This window comes from Grylomicrobium aquisgranense (assembly GCF_033971865.1).
GTDB lineage: Bacteria > Bacillota_I > Bacilli_A > Erysipelotrichales > Erysipelotrichaceae > Bulleidia > Bulleidia massiliensis.
In genome coordinates this window covers 1-22,934 of sequence record NZ_JALBUR010000015.1, presented here as the reverse complement: position 1 = coordinate 22,934, position 22,934 = coordinate 1, and the positions used below count along the sequence as shown (strand labels likewise).

Sequence of the window (22,934 nt, the reverse complement as noted above, 5' to 3'; positions counted from 1 at the left end):
GGAACAGCTTTTTATAATGGCTGTTTCAGAAAGGCAGGTGCTTTTTTATGATGAAGACGATTGTTGTGACAAGTGTGAAGAAAAATGCTGGCTGTACAGAGGTTGTCTGGCAGCTCAATGGAAGTGAGCAGGTTTCTCACTTCTACCGGCACGGGGATGGCTCCATTGGGTTTGATCCTTACTTTGTGCGCCATTCCCTGACGGTGCAGGCAGTGGTCTTTGCACTGGCAAATGATTCATCCTTTCCCAGAAAGGGAAAGAAAACGGCTGTGCTCTCGGCATGAGGCACCGCCGTTTTTTCAGATTGCCGGAATGGCTTTGGCACGTTCTTCTGCCTTGGCCATCAGTTCATCCAGATAGGTATTGTCTTTGTGGTTCTTCCTGCAGGCAAGCACAACCGGAATGGATCCTTCCGGCTGTAATGGCACTGCCGCCAGCCCCTGTGCCTTGGCAACGTTCAGGGTTGAGATCGGCAGCAATGCAACCCCATGTGTACGCCTGACGGTATCGAGAATTTTATCAATGTCAGCGGTATGCACATTTTCTGTAGAGATGTGGCTTGCGATCAGCAGCTGTCTGCAGAAAGAATAGGAACCGCTGTGGGGATTGCTGAGATAGAAAGATTCATTCTTCAATTCACGCAGGGTAATGCTTTTGCGCTTTGCGGCAGGGTGGCTGCTGCAGACAATCGCTGCTACCTCGTCGGCGGCCAGCTGCACAATTTCATAATCATTTCCCAATACCTGGCTGCGGCGGGCAACAATGGCATCAAAATAGCCGCTGTTCAGTCCTTTCAGCAGGGTGGGTACTTCGCCTTCCTCCAGATGGAGCTCACATTCAGGATGCTCATCTTCAAAGTTGCGGAAGAAGCTATTCAGGCGGTACTGGCGCAGGATGGGCAGATGGCCGACATACAGGGTGCGGCGCTCTCCGGTTTTATACGGATCCATGGCTCTGACCATGGCATGATAGCGGCGCACAAAGTCAATTGCCATCGGCAGCAGTGCTTCTCCTGCTTTGGTCAGACGGCCGGAGGCCATGCCCTGGCGGTCAAACAGCACGCAGCCAAGCTCTTTTTCAAGGCGCAGGATTTCTTCGGCAGCTGATGTGCTGTAGCGGTGCACACTGCCATCCGGCGTGACATAGATTTCGCTTTCTGCCGCATTGATAAAAGCTTCCAGTTCCTGAATTGTCATAATCATATCTACCTCTGATTTTAGTATAGCATGCCAAAAGAAAAAGGACCGTGCGGTCCTTATGCATTCTGTTTGGCCAGATTCTCTTTGGCCACTGCAAGCATCAGCTTGATGCGGTTTTCCTGATTGACCTTGGTGGCACTGGGGTCATAGTCAATCGCACTGATATTTGCCTGCGGGTATTTGGCACGGATCGTATTGATCACGCCTTTGCCCATGATGTGGTTGGGCAGACAGCCAAAGGGCTGGGCACAGATGATGTTGGGATAGCCGCCCTTGATCAAAGATACCATTTCACCGGACAGCAGCCAGCCTTCACCCATCTTGGCACCAAGATGAATAATGCCTTGGGTCCCCTTGATCAAATCATAGAAGCTTTCTTCGCCATAGAAGCCGCATGCCTGCATTGCTTTTGACATCGAAACACCAATGCCATCCAGCACTTTCAAGGCAGCCTTCCAGCCAAGCTCAGTGATCTTATTGCCGCCATAGAGCTGAATATCCATCTGGAAGTTTTTCACACAGTAGTTGACATATCCCATCAGTCCCGGCATGTTCACTTCACAATCCTGCTCTTCCAGGAACTTTTTAAGTTCATTATTGCCCATCGGTGAAAACTTGACATAGATTTCGCCAACCACGCCGACCTTAACTTTCTGGATACGGGTGATCGGTACTCTGGCAGCATCGCGGGCAATCTCTTTGAAGCAGTGCTTCATCGCCGGAATCGTATAGTTCTTGTTCGCATGCATCCAGCCTGAGATCGTATGGATCCATTTATCACTCCAGGCATCGGCTGCCCCGGGTTCATTTTCATAGGGACGGATCTGATTGCGCAGGGCATCGATCATATCGCCATACTCCGCGGCAGCCAGTACCTTCTCACCCATCTTCAGGGTAAATGGCATCTGGGATCCTTTTTCAAGACCAGTCGGATTGATCGAGGCGACCGGAATATAGCCATAGCCTGCTTTGACAAGGGCTTTGCGCAGCAGCTTGATATAGTTGGACGCACGGCAGCCGCCGCCGGACTGTGAGATCAGCAGGGCAGTGTGGTGCAGATCATACTCACCGCTGTTGAGCGCATCCAGGAACTGGCCGATGACCAGCAGGGCAGGATAGCACGTATCGTTATGTACATAGCGAAGGCCAAGCTGGGATACATTTGATCCACGGTTTTTCAATACTTCCACGTGGCATCCTTCACTGTCCAGGGCTGCCTGAATCAAAGCAAATTGAATCGGTGCCATGTTGGGGATCAGGATCGTGTAATCCTTCAGCATATCCTTGGTGAAATTCGGTGTGAGATACTGCATAGTCACTCCTTTTCTTCTTTTTCCTTCTGCTCGTCCAGGGCCGCAAACAAAGAGCGGATCCGAATATTGACGGCACCAAGATTGGTGATTTCATCAATCTTGAGCTGGGTGTACAGCTTGCCGCCTTCCTGCAGAATTTCCTTGGTTTCATCGGTTGTGATGGCATCCAGGCCGCAGCCAAACGATACCAGCTGCACAAGATCCATATCTTTCTGGGTTGTGCAGTATCTGGCCGCCGCATACAGACGGCTGTGATAGGTCCACTGGTTCAATACGGCCGTAGGGAACTTATGCACGATCCAGGAAACACTGTCTTCGGTGATGACGGCAGCGCCCTGGCGCACAATGAGCTTGTCAATGCCATGGTTGACTTCCGGATCCACATGATAGGGACGGCCAGCCAGGACGATGATACGTTTGCCCTGTTTTCTGGCTTCTTCCACAATCCATTTGCCATGGCTGCGGATATCCTGCATGTGCTTTGCATATTCTGCATAGCCGGCGTCGGCCGCCTGCTCCACAAGCTTCTTTGGAATACCATGAAAATAGCGGGCCAGATACTTCGGGGCATCATGCTTGAAGCGCGCTGGATTGTCAAGATTCAGATAATCGTAAATAAACAGCTTGTCATGCAGTTCTGGCACATTGTTGGCCAGCACTTCCGGATAATAGGCAACCATCGGGCAGTTGTAGTGATTGTCGCCAAGGCCTTCATCCATGTTGTAGCTCATGCACGGATAGAAGATGGCATCCACATCCGGATCCTTTGCCAGTTCCATGATGTGGCCATGGGACAGCTTGGCCGGATAGCATGCGGTATCACTTGGGATGGTACCCTGACCTTCCTGATACAGCTTACGGCTGGAAACAGGGGATACCTTGACACGGAAGCCAAGGGTTGTCCAGAAGGCATGCCAGAATGGCAGCAGCTCATACATGTTCAGACATAGCGGAATGCCGATCGTGCCTCTATTGCCATTGCCAGGATTTTTTGCATAGGCAAGCAGAGCATTGAGCTTATAGGCATACAGGTTCAGAGTATCATCTGATGCCTTGCCGGTGACCGGCTTCTCGCAGCGGTTGCCGGAGATCAGCCGCTTGCCATCAGAGAATGTATTGATGGTCAGCTGACAGTGATTGCCGCATCCCTGACACTGTACGGAAGTAACTTTCTGACTGAAGTCTGCCAGTTCCTTCTGATTCAGGATGGCAGATTGGGCATCCTTTTTACTCTTTCGCAAGCCATACAAAGCAGCACCATAGGCACCCATCAGACCGGCAATGTCAGGGCGGATGACTTCTACGCCCATTTCTTTTTCGAAGGCACGCAGCACGGCTTCATTGTAGAAGGTGCCGCCCTGTACAACGATGCGGCGGCCAAGCTGATCAGGACTGGAAGCACGGATGACCTTGTACAGGGCATTCTTGACAACCGAGATGGAAAGACCAGCGGAGATGCAGTCAAGGGTGGCACCATCTTTCTGGGCCTGCTTGACAGAAGAATTCATAAACACGGTGCACCGGGAGCCAAGATCCACCGGATGCCTGGCAAACAGGCCCTGCATGGCAAATTCTTCCACGGTAAAGTTGAGCGCTTTGGCAAAAGTCTGCAGGAAACTGCCGCAGCCGGAAGAGCAGGCTTCATTCAGGAAGATGTCACTGATCGCGCCATCCTCAATCTTGAAGCACTTCATATCCTGACCGCCGATATCAATGATGAAGTCGACATCCGGCATGAAATGCTTGGCAGCCGTGAAATGAGCTACGGTTTCTACCAGGCCATAGTCACAATGGAAAGCCTGCTTCATCAGCTGTTCGCCATAGCCGGTTGCCGTAGCGGACTGGATATACAGGTTCGGGTGCTTTTCATAGAGTTCCTGCAGGGTCTCTTTGACCATCGGGATCGGGTTGCCGTTGTTGGGCTGATAGCGGGTGAACAGCAGTTCACCTTTATGATTGATCACGGCAATCTTGATCGTCGTGGAACCGGCATCAATGCCGATATGCACCGGTCCGCATGTTTCATCAAAGGGAACACGGGGGACAGCTGCCTTTGCATGGCGGTTATGGAAGTCCCAGTATTCCTCCCGGCTTTCAAACAGGGGAGGCAGCGAAGCATACTTTGCCTTGCCGCTGTATTCGGAAAGATTCCGGATGACATTGCGTACATCCAGTTCTTCATCCGCATAATACGCAGCCCCCAGGGCGACATACAGCAGGGAGTTCTTTGGACATGTGCCTTTGACGTGCAGTGTTTTGTCAAAACTGTCCCGCAGACATCTGGAGAAGGTCAGCGGGCCGCCCAGGTACAGGATATTTCCCTGGATGGGGCGTCCCTGGGACAGGCCGGCAATCGTCTGGTTGACAACAGCCTGATAGATGGAAGCAGCGATATCGCCTGTTTTGGCACCCTGATTGATCAGCGGCTGTACATCGGACTTGGCAAAGACACCGCAGCGGCTGGCAATGGTATAGGTGCGCTCTGCCTTGCAGGCTGCTTCATCCATCTGGGACGCATCCATCTTCAGCAGGGTCGCCATCTGGTCAATGAAAGCACCAGTACCGCCGGCACAGGATCCGTTCATCCGCACTTCTGTGCCGTTGGTCAGAAACAGAATCTTGGCATCTTCACCACCGAGCTCAATGATGCAGTCAGTGCCGGGGTTGAGCCGGTTGGCTGCCACGCGCTCTGCGAACACTTCCTGTACAAAGGGTACCTGGCACGCATCGGCCAGGCCCATGCCCGCCGAGCCGGAAATGGCCAGAATGGCTTTGCCATCCGGCAGGTATTTATTCACAATATCAGTGAGCATTTCCTCACCCTTTTCCAGGATGTGGCTGTAATGGCGCTGATAATCTGAGGCAACGATTTGATTCTGATCGTCCAGAACCACGCATTTGATGGTTGTCGAACCAATATCCAGACCAACTCTCATGCAGATCCTCCTAAACATATGCAAGCAAAAACAACCTTATTTTAGTAATAAAAGGCAAACAGTCAATTTATGCACCTGCAACAATGAACAAAGAAGGCATATTGTATGCTAGCCAAGAAAGAACAAAGCAGACAGGCTGCCATCGAAAATATTGGTATTTTGCACAAGCCATGCTATTCTATTTACGCGTGTGGAAATTCACACTAAATGGGAGGAAGAGTATGGATCAGAAACATGGTTTCAGACTTGGAACCGTCGGCCTTTTTGCCGCGGCTCTGGTTCTGGGCGCAATTCCTGGCTGTGCCAAGAGCAAGGGTGTTTCCGGTGATTTTACAGGAACAGCCAAAGGCAACGGCGGCACAGTTACAGTAACAGTGACGCTGAAAGATTCTGTGATTACAGATGTCAAGGCAGATGGACCGGATGAGACACAGGGGATTGGCTCCAAGGCCATTGATAAGCTGCCTGGTGAGATGGCATCTGGCAATACACTGAATGTGGATGCAGTCTCTGGTGCTACCATTACATCTAATGCCATCAAGGAAGCAGCTGCGGCAGCTTTGAAGTCTGCCGGCCTGAATCCGGATGACTATCAGAGTGTGGCAAGTGCTGCTGCAGCTGAGGATGTGACGGAAGACGCTGATGTGGTTGTTGTCGGTGCCGGCGGTGCTGGTATGACAGCTGCAATCGTTGCGGCCAATGAAGGCAAGTCTGTTGTCATTCTGGAAAGCCAGGATGCCGCAGGCGGAAACTCCGTACGTTCTACTGGTGGCATGAACGCTGCCAAGACATCCTATCAGGATGAAAATCAGTTCAATGAGGCCGCTGGTGTTCAGAAGACTCTGGATACAGCTGCCAGCAAGTACGCTGACAACCAGGCTATTACAGACCTGGCCAAGACGGTACAGGAACAGTGGGATGCCTATCAGGCAAATCCGACTGGCTACTTCGATTCTGTAGAGCTGTTTGAGCTGGATACACTGATCGGCGGCAAGGGCATCAATGATCCTGCCCTGGTCAAGACACTGTGCGAGAATTCTGCAGATTCCATCGAGTGGCTGTCTTCGATCGGTGCTGATCTGAAGAATGTCGGCCAGTTCGGCGGTGCTTCTGTCAAGCGTATTCACCGTCCGGTCAACGCCGAAGGCAAGACAACAGCAGTTGGTGCGTATGTTGTGCCGATTCTGGAGAAGAATGTCGAAGATCTCGGCGTCAAGGTTTACTACGATACAACTGCCAACAAGATCCTGATGAAGGATGGCAAGGCTGCTGGCGTTGAGGCTGAAGGCAAGTCCGGCAACAAGGTGACTGTCAATGCCAAGGCTGTTGTTCTGGCTACCGGCGGTTTCGGTGCGAACAACGACATGGTTGCTGAACAGAATCCGGATCTCAAGGGCTACATCACAACCAATGCACCTGGTGCACAGGGACAGGGCATTACCATGGCTACGGCTGAAGGCATTGATGCTGCTACAGTTGATATGAAGCAGATTCAGCTGCATCCGACTGTTCACGTTGATGATTCCGGCAATGCACATCTGATTACGGAAGGTCTGCGCGGCGACGGTGCGATCCTGGTCAATGCAGAAGGCAAGCGTTTCACAGATGAAGTTGGTACGCGTGATGTTGTCTCTGCTGCTGAGAATTCTCAGACCGGCGGTACAGCATGGCTGATCATTGACCAGAACATGGTCGATGCTTCTGCTGTCATTCAGGGCTACATTGATTCCGGCTACACAGTACAGGGTGATACGTATGAAGACCTGGCCAAGGCTATGGGCGTTGATGAGTCCACATTTGCCGAGACCATGAATACATGGAATACAGATGTTGAAAACAAGAGCGATCCTGATTTCAACCGTACAACCTTTGCCAACAAGCTGGATAAGGCTCCGTACTATGCCATCAAGGTTCAGCCGGGCGTTCATCACACCATGGGCGGCCTGAAGATCGATACTTCTGCTGAGGTCATCAATACTTCCGACGAAGTGATCCCGGGTCTGTTCGCTGCAGGTGAAGTTACCGGCGGTGTGCATGGTGCCAACCGTCTGGGCGGCAATGCTGTTGCTGACTTCGTTGTCTTCGGCAGAATTGCTGGTCAGAGTGCTGCTGACTACGCTAAGTAATGCACGTGAAAAGCTGTCTGGAGAAATCCGGACAGTTTTTTTGTATTTGTGAAGCAGGCAATCTGTGATATCATACATGAGACTTTCAGGAAGAGATGGGGAAGATGAACAAGAAAAAGCTCTCAAAAATATGGCCGGTGATTGCCATCATCGGTGTGATGGTCCTGACCATCTGGCTGATCTATCATTTTTTTGGTGACTTTTTTGCAACACTGTTCACGATCCTGCGCAATGGCGATCAGGCAGAACTGACAGCCTATCTGAATTCCCAGAATGAAGCTTCCGGCTTGCTTTCCATCTTCCTGTTAACAATCCTGCAGGTTGTTTCCATCTTCTTCCCGGGCATGGTCATTCATATCGTTGCCGGTGTGATTTATGGCTGGTGGAAGGCATTCCTTGCCTGTTATGCCGGCTTTGTCGCAGGCAACGTCCTGGTCTTCATCTTTGCCCGCAAGTTCGGATCTGCCCTGCAGTCTGCTTTCAATGTTGAAAAAAGAGCAGGCTGGATCACCAGCAAGATCAACAGCACCAAGCCTGCCTTCATCTTTGCTTTGGCATGCATGATTCCCGGCATTCCCAATGGCTTCATCCCGTACTTTGCGGCAAGAACCGACATCCGTGCCGGTCAGTATGCCATGGCCGTGGCAGTCTCCAGCTGGATCCAGATCCTGTGCAATTGCTTTGCCGGACATTTCCTGATCCGCGGTGAATATTTCTACATGGTTATGGCCATCATCCTGCAGATTGTGATCATCCTGATTGCAATCTGGAAACGTGACTGGTTTCTTGGCAAAGGCAGACGCAATCCCCAGAAGGCATCCTGATGATGCCTTTTCTTATGCCTGTATACGCTTTCTGGGCTACAATACAGGCAGGAGGATTGTTATGCATACAATTACAATCGGATCACAGCAGGTATCTGTCATCGGTGCCGGCTGCATGCGGATTGCCGGCCTGTGTGAAACAGAAACAGACGCATTTGTTTCAACAGCCCTGGACAATGGCATCAACTTCTTTGATGAAGCGGATATTTATGGCGGCGGCAAGAGTGAGGAAGTGCTCGGCCGCTGGATCGCAAAGCACCCCGAAAAGCGGGAGAACATGTTTATCCAGAGCAAATGTGCCATCCATGATGGCATGTATGACTTCTCAAAGGAACATATTCTCAAAAGCGTGGATGGCATCCTGTCACGCCTGCACACAGATTATCTGGACTCTCTGCTGCTGCACAGGCCGGATATCCTGATGGAGCCATCAGAAGTTGCAGAAGCCTTTGATACGCTCGAGAAAGCTGGCAAGGTGCGCCATTTCGGCGTATCCAATGAAAACCCGGCACAGATGTCCTATCTGCAGTCTGGCCTGGCCCAGAAACTCTGGTGCAATCAGGTCCAGCTCAGCTGTGCCCATACGGTACTGATTGATGCAGGATTAAACGTGGATATGCACAATGATGCCGGCATTGACCGCGATGGCGGGACGCTGTACTGGTGTGCGCAGCATCATATGGCCATTCAGGCATGGTCTCCCTTGCAGATGGGATATTTTGAAGGCGTGTTTCTGAATGCAGAGAAGTATGCTGCCCTGAACCAGAAGCTGCAGGAGATTGGCGAGCGCTATGGTGTTGGCAAAGATACGATTGCCTATGCCTGGATTCTGCGTCTGCCATTTGATATGCAGGTGGTGCTTGGCACCAGTAAGCCTGCCCGTCTGATCAATGGCGCCAAGGCCGCGGATATTCAGCTGACCAGAACCGAATGGTACGATATTTACAAAGCAGCAGGGAATATGCTGCCGTAAGGAGAGAAACATGAATAAGAAAATTGTCTTTCTGGATGTGGATGGGACACTGATCAACTACCATGCCGAGCTGCCTGAAAGTGCAGCAAGGGCAGTGGAAGAAGCACGTGCCAATGGCCACCGTGTGTATATCTGCACGGGCTGCTCCAAAGCGGAGATTGAACAGCGCCATCTGTGTGAGCTGGATGGCATGATCGGCGGCAATGGTGCCTATGTGGAAGATCATGGCCATGTGGTCATGCACCAGGGATTGAGCAAAGAAGAGACAAAGCACATTGTCGACTGGTGCTGTGAACGCCATCTGGGCTTCTATCTGGAAGCCAATTCCGGCATGTACTGCAATGATGACATGCTTGTGCAGGGACCCGCCGTCATGACCCGCTATGCACTGGGCAAGGGTGCGGATCTCACCGATGCCCAGAAGGGTGCAGATTCCTTTGTGAATTCGTTTATTCATCTGCCGCAGGAACAGCTGTACCGTGATGACATCAACAAGGTTTCCTTCATCCTGTCTTCCTACCAGGACCATCTTGACAGCAAAAAGGAATTCCCTGAACTGGAGGCCAATACATGGGGCGGCAAGGGTGAAGAAGCCCTGTTTGGGGATCTTGGCCCCAAAGGCATCACGAAAAAGCATGCCATTGATGTGCTGCTGAAATACCTGCATGCGGATCAGAAGGATACGATTTCCTTTGGCGATGCCAAGATTGATCTGTCTATGTTTGAGCTGTGCGCGTACAATGTAGCAATGGGCAACGGCGGCGATGAGATCAAGGCTGCTGCTGATTATGTGACCGATGATGTGGACAATGACGGCCTGTACAAGGCATTTGTGCATATCGGCCTGATAGAAGGAGACAAGTAATGACCAAAGAAGAAATGCTGCAGAAATATCATGACTGGATCTTTGCCATCTCGGCATACCGGATGGCACTGAATACGATTGAAATCGACAAGCAGACCGTTGCGCCTGCGGGCGGCAATGCGTACCGTGACAAGCGTTCTGCTTATCTTGCCGGCCAGCTGTTTTCTCTTGAAACAGATCCGGAAATGTATGAGATTCTGAGCGCATTGAACAAGGATGAAACACTGGATGGTGATGACAGGAGAGCTGTGCAGCTGTATCTGAAGGAAGCTGACAACAACCGTTGCATTCCGCATGATGAGTTTGTGGCATACCGCAATCTGATTGATACATCCTGGAATGTATGGCTCAAGGCAAAGCAGACCAATGACTATGATTCCTTTGCACCGGTGCTGGCAGATGTCATTGCAGCTAAAAAGAAGCTGTATGGCTACCGTCAGAGCGATCTGTCTTTGTATGACCGCATGCTGGATGACTATGAGCCGGGCATGAATCAGCAGAAGTATGATGCCTTCTTTGCAAAGGTGCAGAAGGATCTTGTGCCGCTGCTGGAAGAGGTTGAAAAAGCAAAGCAGATTGATGATGGCTTCCTGTATCAGGACTATCCGGTGGAAGGCCAGAAGAAGTTCATGACCGGCCTGCTGCAATATCTTGGCTTTGATCACAGCTGGGGCTATCAGAATGAGACCGAACATCCGTTTACATCCTGGATCTGTGAAAATGACTGCCGGACAACGACAAAGTATCTGGAACACAATGTTATCAGTGCGGTGCTGTCCACTGTGCATGAAGTTGGCCATGCCTATTATGAACATGACTGCAATCCCAAGTATGACGGCATGATTCTCTCCGAAGGTATTCCATGTGCCCTGCATGAGTCACAGTCCCGCTTCTGTGAGAATTATCTTGGCAGAACAAAAGCATTCTGGACATACAACTATCCGCGTCTGCAGGAAGTCTTCCCGCAGCAGTTGCAGAATGTGTCCCTGGATGCCTTTGTCAAAGCAATCAATGTGGCAAGACCGTCTCTGGTCAGAACGGAAGCGGATGAGCTGACCTATCCGCTGCATATCCTGGTGCGCTACCAGATCGAGAAGGGACTGTTTAACGGCTCCATTTCCACGGATCATCTGGATCAGACATGGAATGATATGTACCAGAAGTATCTTGGCGTACATGCTGAAAAGGCAAGTGAAGGCATTCTGCAGGATGTGCACTGGGCAGATGGTGACTTTGGCTACTTCCCGACCTATGCCCTTGGTTCTGCCTATGCGGCTCAGTTCATGCATGCCATGAAGAAGGATCTCGACGTGGATGATGCCCTTGCCAATAACCGCTACAAGGACTGCATCAGCTGGCTGAAGACACATATTCATCAGTATGGTTTCCGCTATCCGGCAGAAGAGCTGATGGTCAAAGTAACGGGTGAGCCGTTCAATCCGGACTACTACATTCAGTATCTGAGAGATAAATACGCAGCTTTGTACCAGTTATAACTAACGCATATAACAAAGAAGGCGCCTGTGCATACAGGCGTTTTTGTTTCTGTGCTATCATCGACGCAATATGAGTTAGACAGAGGGATGCATATGTCAGCAGAAAGTGTCAGAACGTTCTTTGAGGAAAAGGGAATCGCGGATCGGATCCAGACGCTGCATGAGTCTACAGCTACGGTGGCTCTGGCCGCAGCAGCTCTGCATATTGAAGAAGCACAGATTGCCAAGACGATGGCATTCATGGTGGAAGATCAGCCGGTGCTGGTGGTGTGTGAAGGCACAGCCCGGATTGACAATCATAAGTTCAAGGAAACTTTTCATACCAAGGCAAAGATGATGAGTGCAGAACAGCTGATGGAATATGTCGGTCATGAACCGGGCGGTGTGTGCCCGTTTGGCCTGAAGCCAGGTGTGGATGTGTATCTGGATGAGAGTCTGAAACACTGGGACAAGGTATGGCCGGCGGCCGGTGCCCACAACAATGCCATCTGTGTTTCTCTGGAAGAACTGGAGCAGTACAGCGGTGCAAAGGGATGGGTGGATGTGACCAAGGCTGCCGCCTGAGACAAACAAAGCAGAGAAATGGTATAATACTCCTGTTTTGGAGGAGCTTTATGAAGGGACGCCATTTGATTCCGCTGCTGAGCATCATGCTGGCAGTCAGTGTTCTGCCCATACGCGCAGATGATGATTATTCCGATACAACATACTGGACAAATCTCTGCACATCGGGAAATCTGACTTCAGCGGAAAAGACTTCCTGTCAGGGCTTCGTGGATTATATGTCATCCCAGTCTGATTCACTGTCTGCATCGATTGCGGATATTGACAGCCAGAAGGAGCAGATTGCGGCCAACATTGAAGAATATGCCGCTAAGATCTCCGACTATCAGACCCAGATTGATAATCTCAATGCGCAGATCAATTCCCTGCAGACACAGATTGATGATCAGCAGGCACAGATCAATGAACAGGAAGAAAACGAAGCTTCTCTGCGTGAGAAGGTGAACCGTCAGATTGTCAATGCCCAGCCGACGATGCGGCTGTCAACGATGGTGGATATTCTGATGGGTGCCAAATCATTTGAAGATCTGATCCGGGTGGCCAATGGTCTCAGTGATATCACATCCTACAGCCATTCGCTGTTAGTACAGCTGAATAATCTGATTGCGTCCCTGAATGATGCCAAGGCACAGTTGCAGACCAGCCAGGGTGAGCTGAAACAGAAGCAGGATGATGTGCTTGCAAAGCAGTATGAGGCACAGGTCATCCAGCAGGAATATGAACAGCAGCAGGCAGATTTGATGGCCCAGCGAGCTTCGATTGTGTCCAATATCGAAGACATTCAGTCACAGATGAAGAATATATCGGATGCCCTTGGCCAGGTGACAGCCAGTGACGGATGGACATGGCCGGTGCCCGGTGTCAAGATGACGCCCGGTGCAGGCACATGGTATTACGCTTCCGGCGGCAAGCACTATGGTGAAGACTTCGGCTATGGTGTTGTCTATGGCCAGTCCTATGTCGTAGCAGCGGCCAACGGTGTTGTCCTGTATGCCCATGATGCCGGCTGCGGCTATGGCCATCTTGGCGACTACTGCCCGGTGGTCGGCGGCGGCAATGAAATCCTGCTGCTGGTCAGCGTCAATGGCTCCGCCTATGGTGTCAAATACTACCATCTGTTAACCGGATCCTTCTCGGTATCCACCGGACAGGTAGTCAATGCCGGCGACCGGCTGGCCAATGTCGGTTCCTCCGGCAACTCGACCGGCCCGCATTGCCATATCTGTGTGTATTATCTTGGCGATGCTTCCAACTTCTCGTATTATGCCGAGAACTGGAATGGCGACATGGCGATGAATACCGGCTGGAATTCCAGGACGGAAAGAATCTGTGAAAATGGTGCTTCGGCACCATGCAAAGTCCGTCCGGAGACAATCTTTGGAACAGGTTGGGAATAAGGTGCATTGAAGCACCTTTTTCTTTGGGGTATGATGTGTTCAGGAGGAATCGTATGGCAGTTTATACAATGAAAAATGAGGAAGCGGCAGTCACCATTGATGAGCACGCATCCGAGATTCACAGCTTCACACTGGCAAAGACCGGCTTTGAGTACATGTGGAATGGAGATCCCAGGTACTGGTCAGGCCGCAACCCGACCCTGTTTCCGATGGTTGGCAAGACATGGGATGATACACTCCATATCAATGGCAAAGAGTATCATACCGGCAATCATGGCTTTGCCAGACACAGTGATTTCACCTGCATTCATCATGATGACAGCAATATCGTGATGCAGCTGAAAGACAGTGAAGAAACCTTGAAACAGTATCCGTTCCATTTCACGATGACCATTTCCTATCACCTGGAAGGCGCAAAGCTGTCCATCCGCTATGAAATCACCAATGACAATGAAGAAGTGATGCCGTTCAACTTCGGCCTGCATCCGGCTTTCAACTGCCCGAGTGATCCGGCAAAGAAGTATGAAGACTATCATATTGACTTCAATGCACCGGAAACGTTCACCTGGAAAGAAACGTATCTGGCCGGGGCAAAACGGATGTCCCTGCATCCGGATGCACTGAGTCAGACGATCATCATTCATCATCCTGACAGTGATGAGGTATCACTCAACGATGGCAGCCATGGTGTAAAGGTACATTTCACCGGCTTTGAATGGCTGGCATTCTGGAGCCCGCATGCACCGTTTGTATGCATTGAGCCGTGGTATTCCCACACCGATTTTGAACAGGTCAAAGTGCCGTTTGAAAAGCGGGAAGGCACCCAGTTCCTGCAGCCGCATGATACGTTCCATGCAGGTTATGACATTACAGTGTTCTGAGATTGACACTGGAAACCCGTCCTGATATTCTTTTTCATGTAAGGCTTTTCAGAAGGGAGAATATCATTCACTATGTTCAACATTATTGTCTGCAAGAACTATGACGAAGTCAGCGAACAGGCATTCAAGCTGATGAAGGACATCATGCGCAAGGAAAAACCAGTGCTGGGTCTGGCAACCGGCAGCTCACCAGTTGGTCTTTACAAGCTGATGATCCAGGATCACAAGGAAAACGGTACATCCTATCAGAATGCTTTGACGTTCAATCTGGATGAATATGTCGGTCTCAAGCATACCGATGAGCAGAGCTACTACTATTTCATGCATGAAAACCTCTTTGACGGCATCGACTGCCCGGAAGAGAACATCCATGTACCGGATGGCAGCACCAATGATCCTGAAAAGGCAGCTGCAGACTATGAGACAGAGCTGGCAAAGCATACCGTTGATCTGCAGGTTCTTGGTATTGGCTCTGATGGCCACATTGCCTTCAATGAACCGGGTACGCCGCTTGATTCCGTGACCCATGTGACTGACCTCAAGGAACAGACAATCTCTGACAATGCCAGATTCTTTGGCGGCGACAAGTCCAAGGTTCCGACCAAGGCTATTACACAGGGACTGGCATCCATCATGCGGGCAAGAAAGATTGTGCTGATTGCCACAGGTGCCAATAAGGCTGATGCAGTCTATGGCATGATCAAGGGTGAAGTTACAACAGACTGCCCGGCAAGCATCCTGCAGCGCCATGATGATGTGACGGTTGTGCTGGATGAAGCTGCCGCAAAGCGGCTTTGAGCATTTCACTTTTCTTTCCGGAAATGATTTGGCATACTGTCCAATGTAAACGGAGGAAACAATAATGAATATCATCAAGAATACAGCGGAATATGATGAGACACTGAAGAACAACAAGAGTGTATTTGTAGACTTTTATGCAGACTGGTGCGGACCGTGCAAGATGCTGGGACCGGTCGTTGAGCAGCTGGCAGGTGAAAACAGCGATGTGACTTTTATCAAGGTCAACGTGGATGACAACCCGGAAGTTGCTGAGCGCTATGGCATCATGTCCATTCCGACCCTGATTGCATTCAAGAACGGTGAGGTTGCCGGCAGCTCTGTTGGCTTCCAGCCGAAAGAAGCAGTTCAGGAACTCATCAATAAAGCAAAGTAAGAAAGCAAACGAAAATCTGCAGCGATGACTGCAGATTTTTTCTTTTGACAAAATCTACGCTGTCTTTCTGATCTCTGGCAAGGTTCTCCCGAAGGATAAAAGACTGCGTGTCTTATGATGCTCTTCAGCTGAAAACTGTGAGGCAGTTGAGAGAATGCTGCAGCATGCATCATCTTTGCCTAACAGATATCCGGGCTCATGGAACCGGTTTTTTTCATGCGATGGCTGGACAATCATGCTGGAAAGCTGTAAAGAACATGTTCATTTGAAAGCATCCTGCTGGATTTTTCTGCAGCAGGTCTTTTTCTGGGCCAGAAGTTTAGAGATTGCAAACAAAAAGTATTGCATAAGTGAAGCGGTCCGGTATAATAAGCAAGGTTTGTTAAAAAGTCATTTTTGGTTTAGCTAAACTAAACATGAGAGGGGGCTTGCAAGTGATAGATATTGGCAATCGAATCAGGCAGCTGCGCATCAAGAATGAGCTGACTCTGCAGGAACTGGCCAGCCGGACAGAACTGACCAAGGGCTTTCTGAGCCAGTTGGAACGGAATCTGACCGCACCATCTCTGGCAACGCTGGATGATATTTGTGAGGCGCTGGGTACGGATCTTTCGCATTTCTTCAAGGAGGAAGGGGAAGAGAAGATTGTGTTTACACCGCAGGATGCTTTTGTGGATGAGCAGGAGGGCAGAGTGCTGCACTGGATTGTGCCCAATGCGCAGAAGAATGACATGGAACCGCTGCTGATGGAGCTGCTGCCGCATGGACGCTCTCAGGTGATTGAGCCGCATGAGGGTGAGGAGTTTGGCTATGTGCTGCAGGGCAGGATTGTCATCATGCGGGACACGGACCGCAAGGGTATTGCTGCCCGGCGCGGGGATACGTTCTATCTCAAGGGTGATACGGCGCACTATCTGGAAAATCGTACGGAAAACAAAGCTGTTGTGCTGTGGATTAGCACACCGCCGGTATTTTGAAGACAAGAGGGGATAAGAGAAAATGAAGAAACTGATCGAAATCAAGAATGTTGTAAAGGCATTTGACCGCCAGGTTGTTCTCAAGGGGATCTCACTGGACATCAATGAGAATGAGTTTGTGACGCTGCTGGGACCTTCCGGCTGCGGCAAGACAACCTTGCTGCGCATGATCGGCGGCTTTCTGGAACCGGATGAAGGCCATATCCTGATTGATGGCGAAGATCAGGCAGGTGTGCCTGCCTATAAGCGGGATGTTAACACGGTATTTCAGCACTATGCTCTGTTTCCGCATCTCAATGTCTATGACAATATTGCCTTTGGCCTGAATATCCGCAAAATGCCAAAGGACATCATTGAACAAAAGGTTTCCCGCATGATCTCGCTGGTGGGTCTGGAAGGCTTTGAAAAGCGTGATGTTACCCTGATGTCCGGCGGCCAGCAGCAGCGTGTTGCCATTGCCAGAGCGCTGGTCAATGAGCCTAAGGTACTTCTGCTGGATGAGTCTTTGAGTGCACTGGATAAGAACCTGAGAAAAGAAATGCAGATGGAACTCAAGGACATCCAGAAGGAAGTCGGCATTACCTTCATCTTTGTCACGCACGATCAGGAAGAAGCTCTGACCATGTCTGACAAGATCGTCATCATGAAAGATGGCGAGATTGAACAGATCGGCACGCCAACTGATGTGTACAATGAGCCGATCAATGAATACTGTGCCCGTTTCATCGGTGATTCCAACATCATTGATGGCACGATGAAGGCAGACCGCAGAGTAGAGTTTGATGATACGGTCTATGACTGCGTGGATTATGGCTTTCATGAGAATGAGCCGGTTGATATTGTGATCCGTCCTGAGGATATTGATATCGTGACCAGAAACAGAGGCCTGCTGAATGGTGAGGTCAAGTCTGTTCTGTTCAAGGGCGTACACTATGAGGTTATTGCCGAGACATCCTCCGGTACAAGTAAGACCGTTACAATGCATGTGACCAAGGCACAGGACGTCGTCAATGAAGAAGCCCATGAAAAGATCAGTGCTTCTTCGTTCTACATGGATCTGGAAGACGTTGCCAGCCTGTCTGATCCTGAGGTCATTGCCCGTGCCAATGCCCAGGCATGGAATGATGATAATGAAGATGTATCTTTGACAACCGTGGAATATGATATCAAGCCGGAAGTCGGCGTTTATCCGTGCACATTTGCCACAGATGCCGGCACTTCCATTACGATCCGCATTCATGTGGTCAAGCCGCAGGTTGTTGAAGATACGGAAAATGAAGAGAAGATCCAGGCATTTGATTTCTACCGCAATGCGGATGATATCAAGGAGTCTGTTGCCCTGGATACTGATCTGATCCGCTGGGCAGATGCCTATGCATGGGATACCGAAGATAACAGCCGCGTTGAGATCTGGGACGTGAAGTATGACTTTGATGACCAGAATATCACCGAAGGCGACTATCCGATTACGTTCAGCACACAGGGCCGTGAGCTCAAGATCGAGACAACTGACAAGCATGAAGTCGGTGAGAGAATCGGTCTGCGCTGGGATCCATCTGACATCCATGTCATGAGAAAGATGAGGTAAGCACATGAAGCAGTTTAACAAACTTGTGTATCCTTACATGATCTGGGCCTTCATCATGATCGTGCTGCCCATGGTCATGATTGTCCTGTATGCTTTCACAGTCAAAGGAAACGATGTTCTGACTTTCCAGTTCACCATTTCCAACTTTACCCGTTTCTTCTCCGATTCCATCTTTCCAAGTGTGCTGTGGCGCTCTTTAAAGATGGCATTCTTCACAACCATCATCTGCATTGCCATCGGGTATCCAACTGCCTATTTCATGGCAAGAATGAAGCCGAGAAGCCAGGGACTGACCGTATTGTTAATCACGCTGCCAATGTGGATCAACATGCTGGTGCGCACCTATGCCTGGAAGGGCATCCTGGCCAGAACCGGATGGCCCGCTGAAGTACGTGTCTATATCGGCATGGTCTATAACTTCCTGCCGTTCATGATCCTGCAGATCTACAATGCATTAAACAAGATTGACCCTGCTTTGATCATTGCCGCCAATGACCTTGGCGCCAACAGCCGCCAGACATTCCGCAGAGTCATTCTGCCTCTGTCACTCAGCGGCGTTGTCAGCGGCATCACACTCGTCTTTCTGCCGGCGGTATCTTCCTTCTTCATCCCCAAGCTGCTGGGCGGCGGAAGATATGTTCTCATCGGCAACCTGATCGAAGACTACTTCATCAGCACCGGTGACTGGAACTTCGGCTCCGCCATCAGTATGATCATGGCCATCATTATCCTGATCTCCATGTACATCACCCGCAAACTTGACAAAGAACCAGAGGAGGCATCTGACTGATGGAAAAGAAAACAGATCTCAAAGCTAAAATCTGGCTTGCACTGATCATGGTGTTCTTCTATGCACCAATTGCCTATGTTGTCTTCTTCAGCTTTAACCGTTCCAAATCTCTGACCAGATTCACCGGTTTTTCGCTGCGCTGGTATGAAGCTATGTTCCATAACAGGTCCATTCTGGAAGCCATCGGCTATACCGTGCTTTGTGCAGTGCTGGCAACGGCGATCTCCACGCTGGTTGGTACCATCACTGCGATCTCTTTAAGCAAAAACAAGAAAGTCATCAGAGAAGCCGTTACCCAGGTCAATAACCTGCCAATGCTCAATCCGGAGATTGTCACAGCAATTGGCTTAATGCTGTTCTATACATCTCTGCGCATCAAGACAGGCTTCATGACAATGCTGCTGGCACACATTGCCTTCTGTATTCCCTATGTCATCCTGACCATCATGCCAAGACTCAGACGGCTGGATCCCAACATTGCCGAAGCTGCCATGGACCTTGGCTGCACACCGATGCAGGCCATGTTCAAGGTCATCATCCCGCAGATCAAAGAGGGTATTGTTGCCGCAGCACTGGTCGCATTCTCCATGTCCTTTGATGACTTTATCATCTCTATGTTCACGACCGGACCAGGCGTATCCAACATTTCCATCTATGTCTATGCCAACGTCAAGCGCGTCAATCCAACCATCAATGCACTCAGCTCGATTATCGTGCTGATCATTACGATCGTATTGATCATCGTCAACGTCGTACCGATGATCAGAAAGGGGAAAAAGAACAATGAAGCATTTGCTGAAGACCGCATTGCTTAGTGCAACCTGTCTTTCCATGGCTGCCTGTGCCGGCGGCAGCGGCAGTTATGTGCAGCAGGTGGCAGATGCCAAAACAGAATATGGCTGCAGCGTCATCAACGTCTTCAATGCCGGTGAGTACATTGGTGAAGATGTCGTTTCCAACTTCGAGAAGATGTACAATGCCCGCGTTAACTACGATACGTTTGAATCCAACGAAATGATGTACACAAAGCTCTTGGGCGGCAGTTCGTATGATGTGCTTGTCCCGAGTGACTACATGATTGAGCAATTGATGCAGGAGAACATGCTGCAGAAGATTGACATGAGTGCCATGACCAACTACAGCCTGCTCGATCCGAATGTCATTGAGAACCAGAAGTCCTTCGATCCAACCCTGGAATATTCCATTCCGTATTTCTGGGGATCTGTCGGTCTTGTTTACAACAAGACCACTGTTCCGGAGGAAAAGATCAGGAAAGAGGGCTGGAATATCCTTAAGGATCCGGAATACAAGGGCAAGATCTATTTCTACGATTCCCAGCGCGATGCCTTCATGGTTGCCTTCAAAGCACTTGGCTATTCCATGAATACAGATGATGAGGAACAGATCCAAAAAGCGTATCAGTGGCTCAAGGAAATGAATGACACCATGGATCCTGCCTATGTCACGGATGAAGTCATTGATGGCATGGTTAATGCCGAAGAGGATATTGCCCTGATGTATTCCGGCGATGCGGCCTACGTACTGTCTGAGAACATGGATATGGGCTGGATTGAACCGGATCAGGGCACCAATGTCTGGATCGATGCCATGGTCATTCCATCCAATGCCAGCTGCCCTGGCCTTGCCAATGCCTTCATGAACTACATCATCTCCGAAGATGTGCAGATGGAAAACAGCAGCTATGTCGGCTATACATCCGTTGACAAGAGTGTCGCGGAATACATGAGCGGCAAAGACGGCGACTACTTTGAAAACGATGCCTACATTCCAAGAACCGGTTATGCCAAAGACGAAGCATTCCACTATAATCCGGTTCTCAAGCAGAAACTCTCCGACCTCTGGAACAAAGTTAAAGTAGGCTGATATGCACAAGGTCACTGATATCTCAAGATGTCAGGAAATCGCATCGGCTTGTACAGACGCATTCCTGCATGAACCGGGAACATTTCCCGCCATGCTGGATGTGCAGGAAACCATGACTCTGATGCAGGCAGTTATCCATATGGCAGTCTTATCCGGATCACTCTATGAAAATGAAGCACAAAGTGCCTGGATGTTTGTTTATCACAAGCACAATGGGCCCAGTATACTGGCACAGGCAAGGATGGGATGGAATGTTCTGAGACATATAAAACCAGCCCATACGATGGCAATGCAGCAGGCATTGTCATCATGGCAGCCGGCAACGGAACGCTTCCGGAAGGAACACAATTACCTGTATGTCTATCTCTTTGCCATACGCACAGAAAGCCAGCATCAGGGCATGATGCGCGCCATGCTCAGACAGCTTCAGAAACAGGCAGCTGAAGAACAGATCCCCATCATTCTCGACACGGATTCACCGATCAAAAGACAGAAATATGAGGCCTGCGGATTCAGAACTGCAGCCAGTGCAGAACTGCCCTGCGGCATCTGCCAGTATGCCATGATCTGGCGTCCTTACTGATAGTTTTGGTTGCAATTGACCTCTACTCTTGGTATTATAAGAAAGCACGAAAAGTGAACGTGGTTCCTTAGCCAAGTGGTAAGGCAACAGACTGCAACTCTGTGAGCGCCGGTTCGACTCCGGCAGGAACCTCTCAAATAACCGTATCCGATACTAAGAATGCGGTTTTTTTCTGTTCTGTTTCTGACGAATGCGTGGCTGCCAATGAGTGTCCTGTATTGCGCTTTCATTGGAAATGTAGTATAAACTACCTGCAGAAAACGAAGAATTTGATTCATCTTTTTTGTATTGCGGGGTCATGGCGGAATCGGCAGACGCATCGGACTTAAAATCCGGTGATGGCAACATCGTGTGGGTTCAAGTCCCACTGGCCCCATCCTTGAAAAGCCCTTGAAACAGGGTTTTTTTAGTATTTTCGGTGTCTAATTCACTTGTGAAAAATCAACAAAGTTTCTATCGTTTATTTCAATATTGGCACACTTTATCAGCTTCCTATAGTCAGAAATATAGTCAGATTGCTGTTCATTGGGCTGTCAGAGTGGTCAGAAAGTGGCAGAGTGTAACATCTGATTGCGAGAATAGCATTCAGATTCTGAACTGTGTTTGTCTGAATTTGTCAATATAAACTTGATTGAAAGAAAGGCAGAATAAAGTATAATTGCTCGTGGCACTGCTTTTTTTCAGAAAATTGTGGGGGATTGGGAAGTATGTGTGAGTTTCTGGAAAAGCAGAGGTTAAATGGAGGAAAGTGATATGAAGAGAAACATGAAAGCAACTTCTGCACTGCTGGCTGTTGTGCTGTGCGGAGGACTGGTGTTTGCTGGATGCGGCAGCAGTTCCTCTGCAGCTGCTTCAGCAAGTGCTGCAGCTTCTTCTCAGGAAGATGACTATGAAAAGGGCGTGGAACAGATGAATGAGGGGAAGTATGCCAATGCGGCGGAGTATTTCCGCTCTGCCGGCGACTATTCTGATGCGGATGCTCAGCGCCTTGAGGCTGAATATCAGTATGTTGCAAGTCAGAGAATGCTGGCTACAAGCCGTGGGAAGGAATACATGCAGGACCTTCTTGACAACAATTACAAGGATGCCCAGGATCTCGCTGCAAAGCTGGGATTTGAGGCATCATCATCTTCTTCTGCTAACTGAGTAAAAAAGGATTCCGTGGGCTCAGCGGACAATGTCATTAAGTTAGGGCTTGATGATTGAAACGCTTTGTATTTTGTAAGAATACAAGGCGTTTTTTTTGATGGCCAAAAGGGTCCGTATTTTTTTGGATGATTATCTAAAAAAATACTTGACAGCCAAAAATCAGCCTTTTTTACACAATCCGAAGGAAATTGTAGGAGGAAAAATTCACTATGATT

The 22,934-nt window shown here is 49.7% G+C and carries 21 protein-coding genes and 2 tRNA genes; 20 read left to right on the top strand and 3 right to left on the bottom strand.

The genetic code is table 11. The features are described from left to right. The first annotated feature begins 47 nt into the window (after nucleotides 1-47). Nucleotides 48-284: a hypothetical protein gene (locus MOZ60_RS07005; protein ID WP_108774155.1), complete on the top strand. Its 237-nt coding sequence runs from the start codon at nucleotides 48-50 to the stop codon at nucleotides 282-284. 15 nt (nucleotides 285-299) lie between these two features. Here the strand turns inward: MOZ60_RS07005 and MOZ60_RS07000 are convergent, their stop codons facing one another. The 3 genes from MOZ60_RS07000 to MOZ60_RS06990 are packed head-to-tail and all read right to left on the bottom strand — an operon-like array spanning nucleotide 300 to nucleotide 5,448. Further along, the gene (locus MOZ60_RS07000; RefSeq protein ID WP_370596126.1) at nucleotides 300-1,202 is read right to left on the bottom strand and encodes a LysR family transcriptional regulator; all 903 of its coding nucleotides are present in this window, start codon (nucleotides 1,200-1,202) and stop codon (nucleotides 300-302) included. Nucleotides 1,203-1,255: 53 nt separating this feature from the next. Beyond that, nucleotides 1,256-2,512: a 2-hydroxyacyl-CoA dehydratase gene (locus MOZ60_RS06995; RefSeq protein WP_370596125.1), complete on the bottom strand. Its 1,257-nt coding sequence runs from the start codon at nucleotides 2,510-2,512 to the stop codon at nucleotides 1,256-1,258. Nucleotides 2,513-2,514: 2 nt separating this feature from the next. Next, the gene (locus tag MOZ60_RS06990) at nucleotides 2,515-5,448 is read right to left on the bottom strand and encodes an acyl-CoA dehydratase activase-related protein (RefSeq protein ID WP_370596124.1); all 2,934 of its coding nucleotides are present in this window, start codon (nucleotides 5,446-5,448) and stop codon (nucleotides 2,515-2,517) included. A gap of 221 nt (nucleotides 5,449-5,669) precedes the next feature. Here MOZ60_RS06990 and MOZ60_RS06985 point away from each other — a divergent pair, with 221 nt between their 5' ends. The 19 genes from MOZ60_RS06985 to MOZ60_RS06895 all read left to right on the top strand — a co-directional run bounded on the left by MOZ60_RS06985 (nucleotide 5,670) and on the right by MOZ60_RS06895 (nucleotide 22,716). After that, a complete protein-coding gene (locus MOZ60_RS06985) occupies nucleotides 5,670-7,574 on the top strand; it encodes a flavocytochrome c (RefSeq protein WP_370596123.1) in 1,905 nt (634 codons plus the stop codon). Between the two features lie 104 nt (nucleotides 7,575-7,678). Beyond that, nucleotides 7,679-8,398 carry a TVP38/TMEM64 family protein gene (locus MOZ60_RS06980; RefSeq protein WP_167836203.1) on the top strand — a complete coding sequence of 240 codons (720 nt, stop codon included), beginning with the start codon at nucleotides 7,679-7,681 and terminating at the stop codon, nucleotides 8,396-8,398. 61 nt (nucleotides 8,399-8,459) lie between these two features. After that, nucleotides 8,460-9,371 (top strand): aldo/keto reductase, encoded by a 912-nt coding sequence (locus MOZ60_RS06975; protein ID WP_370596122.1) that lies wholly within the window; start codon nucleotides 8,460-8,462, stop codon nucleotides 9,369-9,371. A 10-nt stretch (nucleotides 9,372-9,381) separates the two neighbouring features. Then, nucleotides 9,382-10,236 (top strand): HAD family hydrolase, encoded by an 855-nt coding sequence (locus MOZ60_RS06970; RefSeq protein ID WP_370596121.1) that lies wholly within the window; start codon nucleotides 9,382-9,384, stop codon nucleotides 10,234-10,236. Further along, a complete protein-coding gene (locus MOZ60_RS06965) occupies nucleotides 10,236-11,732 on the top strand; it encodes a carboxypeptidase M32 (protein ID WP_370596120.1) in 1,497 nt (498 codons plus the stop codon). The genes MOZ60_RS06970 and MOZ60_RS06965 overlap by 1 nt, the downstream gene beginning before the upstream one ends. Before the next feature lie 93 nt (nucleotides 11,733-11,825). After that, nucleotides 11,826-12,296, top strand: a complete 471-nt coding sequence (locus MOZ60_RS06960; protein ID WP_277009413.1) for a YbaK/EbsC family protein — start codon at nucleotides 11,826-11,828, stop codon at nucleotides 12,294-12,296. 50 nt (nucleotides 12,297-12,346) lie between these two features. Beyond that, nucleotides 12,347-13,693, top strand: coding sequence for a murein hydrolase activator EnvC family protein (locus tag MOZ60_RS06955; RefSeq protein ID WP_370596119.1), 1,347 nt, complete (start codon nucleotides 12,347-12,349; stop codon nucleotides 13,691-13,693). A gap of 53 nt (nucleotides 13,694-13,746) precedes the next feature. Continuing rightward, nucleotides 13,747-14,574 carry an aldose 1-epimerase family protein gene (locus MOZ60_RS06950; RefSeq protein ID WP_108774144.1) on the top strand — a complete coding sequence of 276 codons (828 nt, stop codon included), beginning with the start codon at nucleotides 13,747-13,749 and terminating at the stop codon, nucleotides 14,572-14,574. A gap of 72 nt (nucleotides 14,575-14,646) precedes the next feature. After that, nucleotides 14,647-15,372 carry a glucosamine-6-phosphate deaminase gene (nagB, locus tag MOZ60_RS06945; protein WP_277009418.1) on the top strand — a complete coding sequence of 242 codons (726 nt, stop codon included), beginning with the start codon at nucleotides 14,647-14,649 and terminating at the stop codon, nucleotides 15,370-15,372. A gap of 64 nt (nucleotides 15,373-15,436) precedes the next feature. Continuing rightward, nucleotides 15,437-15,748 (top strand): thioredoxin, encoded by a 312-nt coding sequence (gene trxA / locus MOZ60_RS06940; RefSeq protein WP_108774142.1) that lies wholly within the window; start codon nucleotides 15,437-15,439, stop codon nucleotides 15,746-15,748. Between the two features lie 437 nt (nucleotides 15,749-16,185). Then, a complete protein-coding gene (locus MOZ60_RS06935) occupies nucleotides 16,186-16,725 on the top strand; it encodes a helix-turn-helix domain-containing protein (RefSeq protein ID WP_108774483.1) in 540 nt (179 codons plus the stop codon). A 22-nt stretch (nucleotides 16,726-16,747) separates the two neighbouring features. Continuing rightward, nucleotides 16,748-18,313 carry an ABC transporter ATP-binding protein gene (locus tag MOZ60_RS06930; RefSeq protein WP_370596118.1) on the top strand — a complete coding sequence of 522 codons (1,566 nt, stop codon included), beginning with the start codon at nucleotides 16,748-16,750 and terminating at the stop codon, nucleotides 18,311-18,313. A gap of 4 nt (nucleotides 18,314-18,317) precedes the next feature. Further along, entirely contained in the window at nucleotides 18,318-19,103 is a 786-nt protein-coding gene (locus MOZ60_RS06925) for an ABC transporter permease (RefSeq protein ID WP_108774140.1), read from the top strand. Further along, on the top strand, nucleotides 19,103-19,918 hold the full coding sequence (locus MOZ60_RS06920; protein WP_108774139.1) for an ABC transporter permease: 816 nt from the start codon (nucleotides 19,103-19,105) through the stop codon (nucleotides 19,916-19,918). Before MOZ60_RS06925 ends, MOZ60_RS06920 begins: the two co-directional genes overlap by 1 nt. After that, nucleotides 19,887-20,987, top strand: coding sequence for an ABC transporter substrate-binding protein (locus MOZ60_RS06915; RefSeq protein ID WP_370596117.1), 1,101 nt, complete (start codon nucleotides 19,887-19,889; stop codon nucleotides 20,985-20,987). Before MOZ60_RS06920 ends, MOZ60_RS06915 begins: the two co-directional genes overlap by 32 nt. 1 nt (nucleotide 20,988) lies before the next feature. Continuing rightward, a complete protein-coding gene (locus MOZ60_RS06910; RefSeq protein WP_370596116.1) occupies nucleotides 20,989-21,570 on the top strand; it encodes a GNAT family N-acetyltransferase in 582 nt (193 codons plus the stop codon). Nucleotides 21,571-21,631: 61 nt separating this feature from the next. Further along, nucleotides 21,632-21,702: transfer RNA gene (locus MOZ60_RS06905), tRNA-Cys, on the top strand. Between the two features lie 160 nt (nucleotides 21,703-21,862). Then, a tRNA-Leu gene (locus MOZ60_RS06900) sits at nucleotides 21,863-21,946 on the top strand. Between the two features lie 377 nt (nucleotides 21,947-22,323). After that, entirely contained in the window at nucleotides 22,324-22,716 is a 393-nt protein-coding gene (locus MOZ60_RS06895; protein ID WP_135358280.1) for an outer membrane protein assembly factor BamD, read from the top strand. The last annotated feature ends 218 nt before the right edge of the window (nucleotides 22,717-22,934 follow it).

What these genes read in the sequence shown, in the direction of transcription:
- MOZ60_RS07005 (WP_108774155.1), top strand. Translation starts at nt 48, where the DNA reads ATGATGAAGACGATTGTTGTGACAAGTGTGAAGAAAAATGCTGGCTGT.
- MOZ60_RS07000 (WP_370596126.1), bottom strand. Translation starts at nt 1,202, where the DNA reads ATGATTATGACAATTCAGGAACTGGAAGCTTTTATCAATGCGGCAGAA.
- MOZ60_RS06995 (WP_370596125.1), bottom strand. Translation starts at nt 2,512, where the DNA reads ATGCAGTATCTCACACCGAATTTCACCAAGGATATGCTGAAGGATTAC.
- MOZ60_RS06990 (WP_370596124.1), bottom strand. Translation starts at nt 5,448, where the DNA reads ATGAGAGTTGGTCTGGATATTGGTTCGACAACCATCAAATGCGTGGTT.
- MOZ60_RS06985 (WP_370596123.1), top strand. Translation starts at nt 5,670, where the DNA reads ATGGATCAGAAACATGGTTTCAGACTTGGAACCGTCGGCCTTTTTGCC.
- MOZ60_RS06980 (WP_167836203.1), top strand. Translation starts at nt 7,679, where the DNA reads ATGAACAAGAAAAAGCTCTCAAAAATATGGCCGGTGATTGCCATCATC.
- MOZ60_RS06975 (WP_370596122.1), top strand. Translation starts at nt 8,460, where the DNA reads ATGCATACAATTACAATCGGATCACAGCAGGTATCTGTCATCGGTGCC.
- MOZ60_RS06970 (WP_370596121.1), top strand. Translation starts at nt 9,382, where the DNA reads ATGAATAAGAAAATTGTCTTTCTGGATGTGGATGGGACACTGATCAAC.
- MOZ60_RS06965 (WP_370596120.1), top strand. Translation starts at nt 10,236, where the DNA reads ATGACCAAAGAAGAAATGCTGCAGAAATATCATGACTGGATCTTTGCC.
- MOZ60_RS06960 (WP_277009413.1), top strand. Translation starts at nt 11,826, where the DNA reads ATGTCAGCAGAAAGTGTCAGAACGTTCTTTGAGGAAAAGGGAATCGCG.
- MOZ60_RS06955 (WP_370596119.1), top strand. Translation starts at nt 12,347, where the DNA reads ATGAAGGGACGCCATTTGATTCCGCTGCTGAGCATCATGCTGGCAGTC.
- MOZ60_RS06950 (WP_108774144.1), top strand. Translation starts at nt 13,747, where the DNA reads ATGGCAGTTTATACAATGAAAAATGAGGAAGCGGCAGTCACCATTGAT.
- nagB (WP_277009418.1), top strand. Translation starts at nt 14,647, where the DNA reads ATGTTCAACATTATTGTCTGCAAGAACTATGACGAAGTCAGCGAACAG.
- trxA (WP_108774142.1), top strand. Translation starts at nt 15,437, where the DNA reads ATGAATATCATCAAGAATACAGCGGAATATGATGAGACACTGAAGAAC.
- MOZ60_RS06930 (WP_370596118.1), top strand. Translation starts at nt 16,748, where the DNA reads ATGAAGAAACTGATCGAAATCAAGAATGTTGTAAAGGCATTTGACCGC.
- MOZ60_RS06925 (WP_108774140.1), top strand. Translation starts at nt 18,318, where the DNA reads ATGAAGCAGTTTAACAAACTTGTGTATCCTTACATGATCTGGGCCTTC.
- MOZ60_RS06920 (WP_108774139.1), top strand. Translation starts at nt 19,103, where the DNA reads ATGGAAAAGAAAACAGATCTCAAAGCTAAAATCTGGCTTGCACTGATC.
- MOZ60_RS06915 (WP_370596117.1), top strand. Translation starts at nt 19,887, where the DNA reads ATGAAGCATTTGCTGAAGACCGCATTGCTTAGTGCAACCTGTCTTTCC.
- MOZ60_RS06910 (WP_370596116.1), top strand. Translation starts at nt 20,989, where the DNA reads ATGCACAAGGTCACTGATATCTCAAGATGTCAGGAAATCGCATCGGCT.
- MOZ60_RS06895 (WP_135358280.1), top strand. Translation starts at nt 22,324, where the DNA reads ATGAAGAGAAACATGAAAGCAACTTCTGCACTGCTGGCTGTTGTGCTG.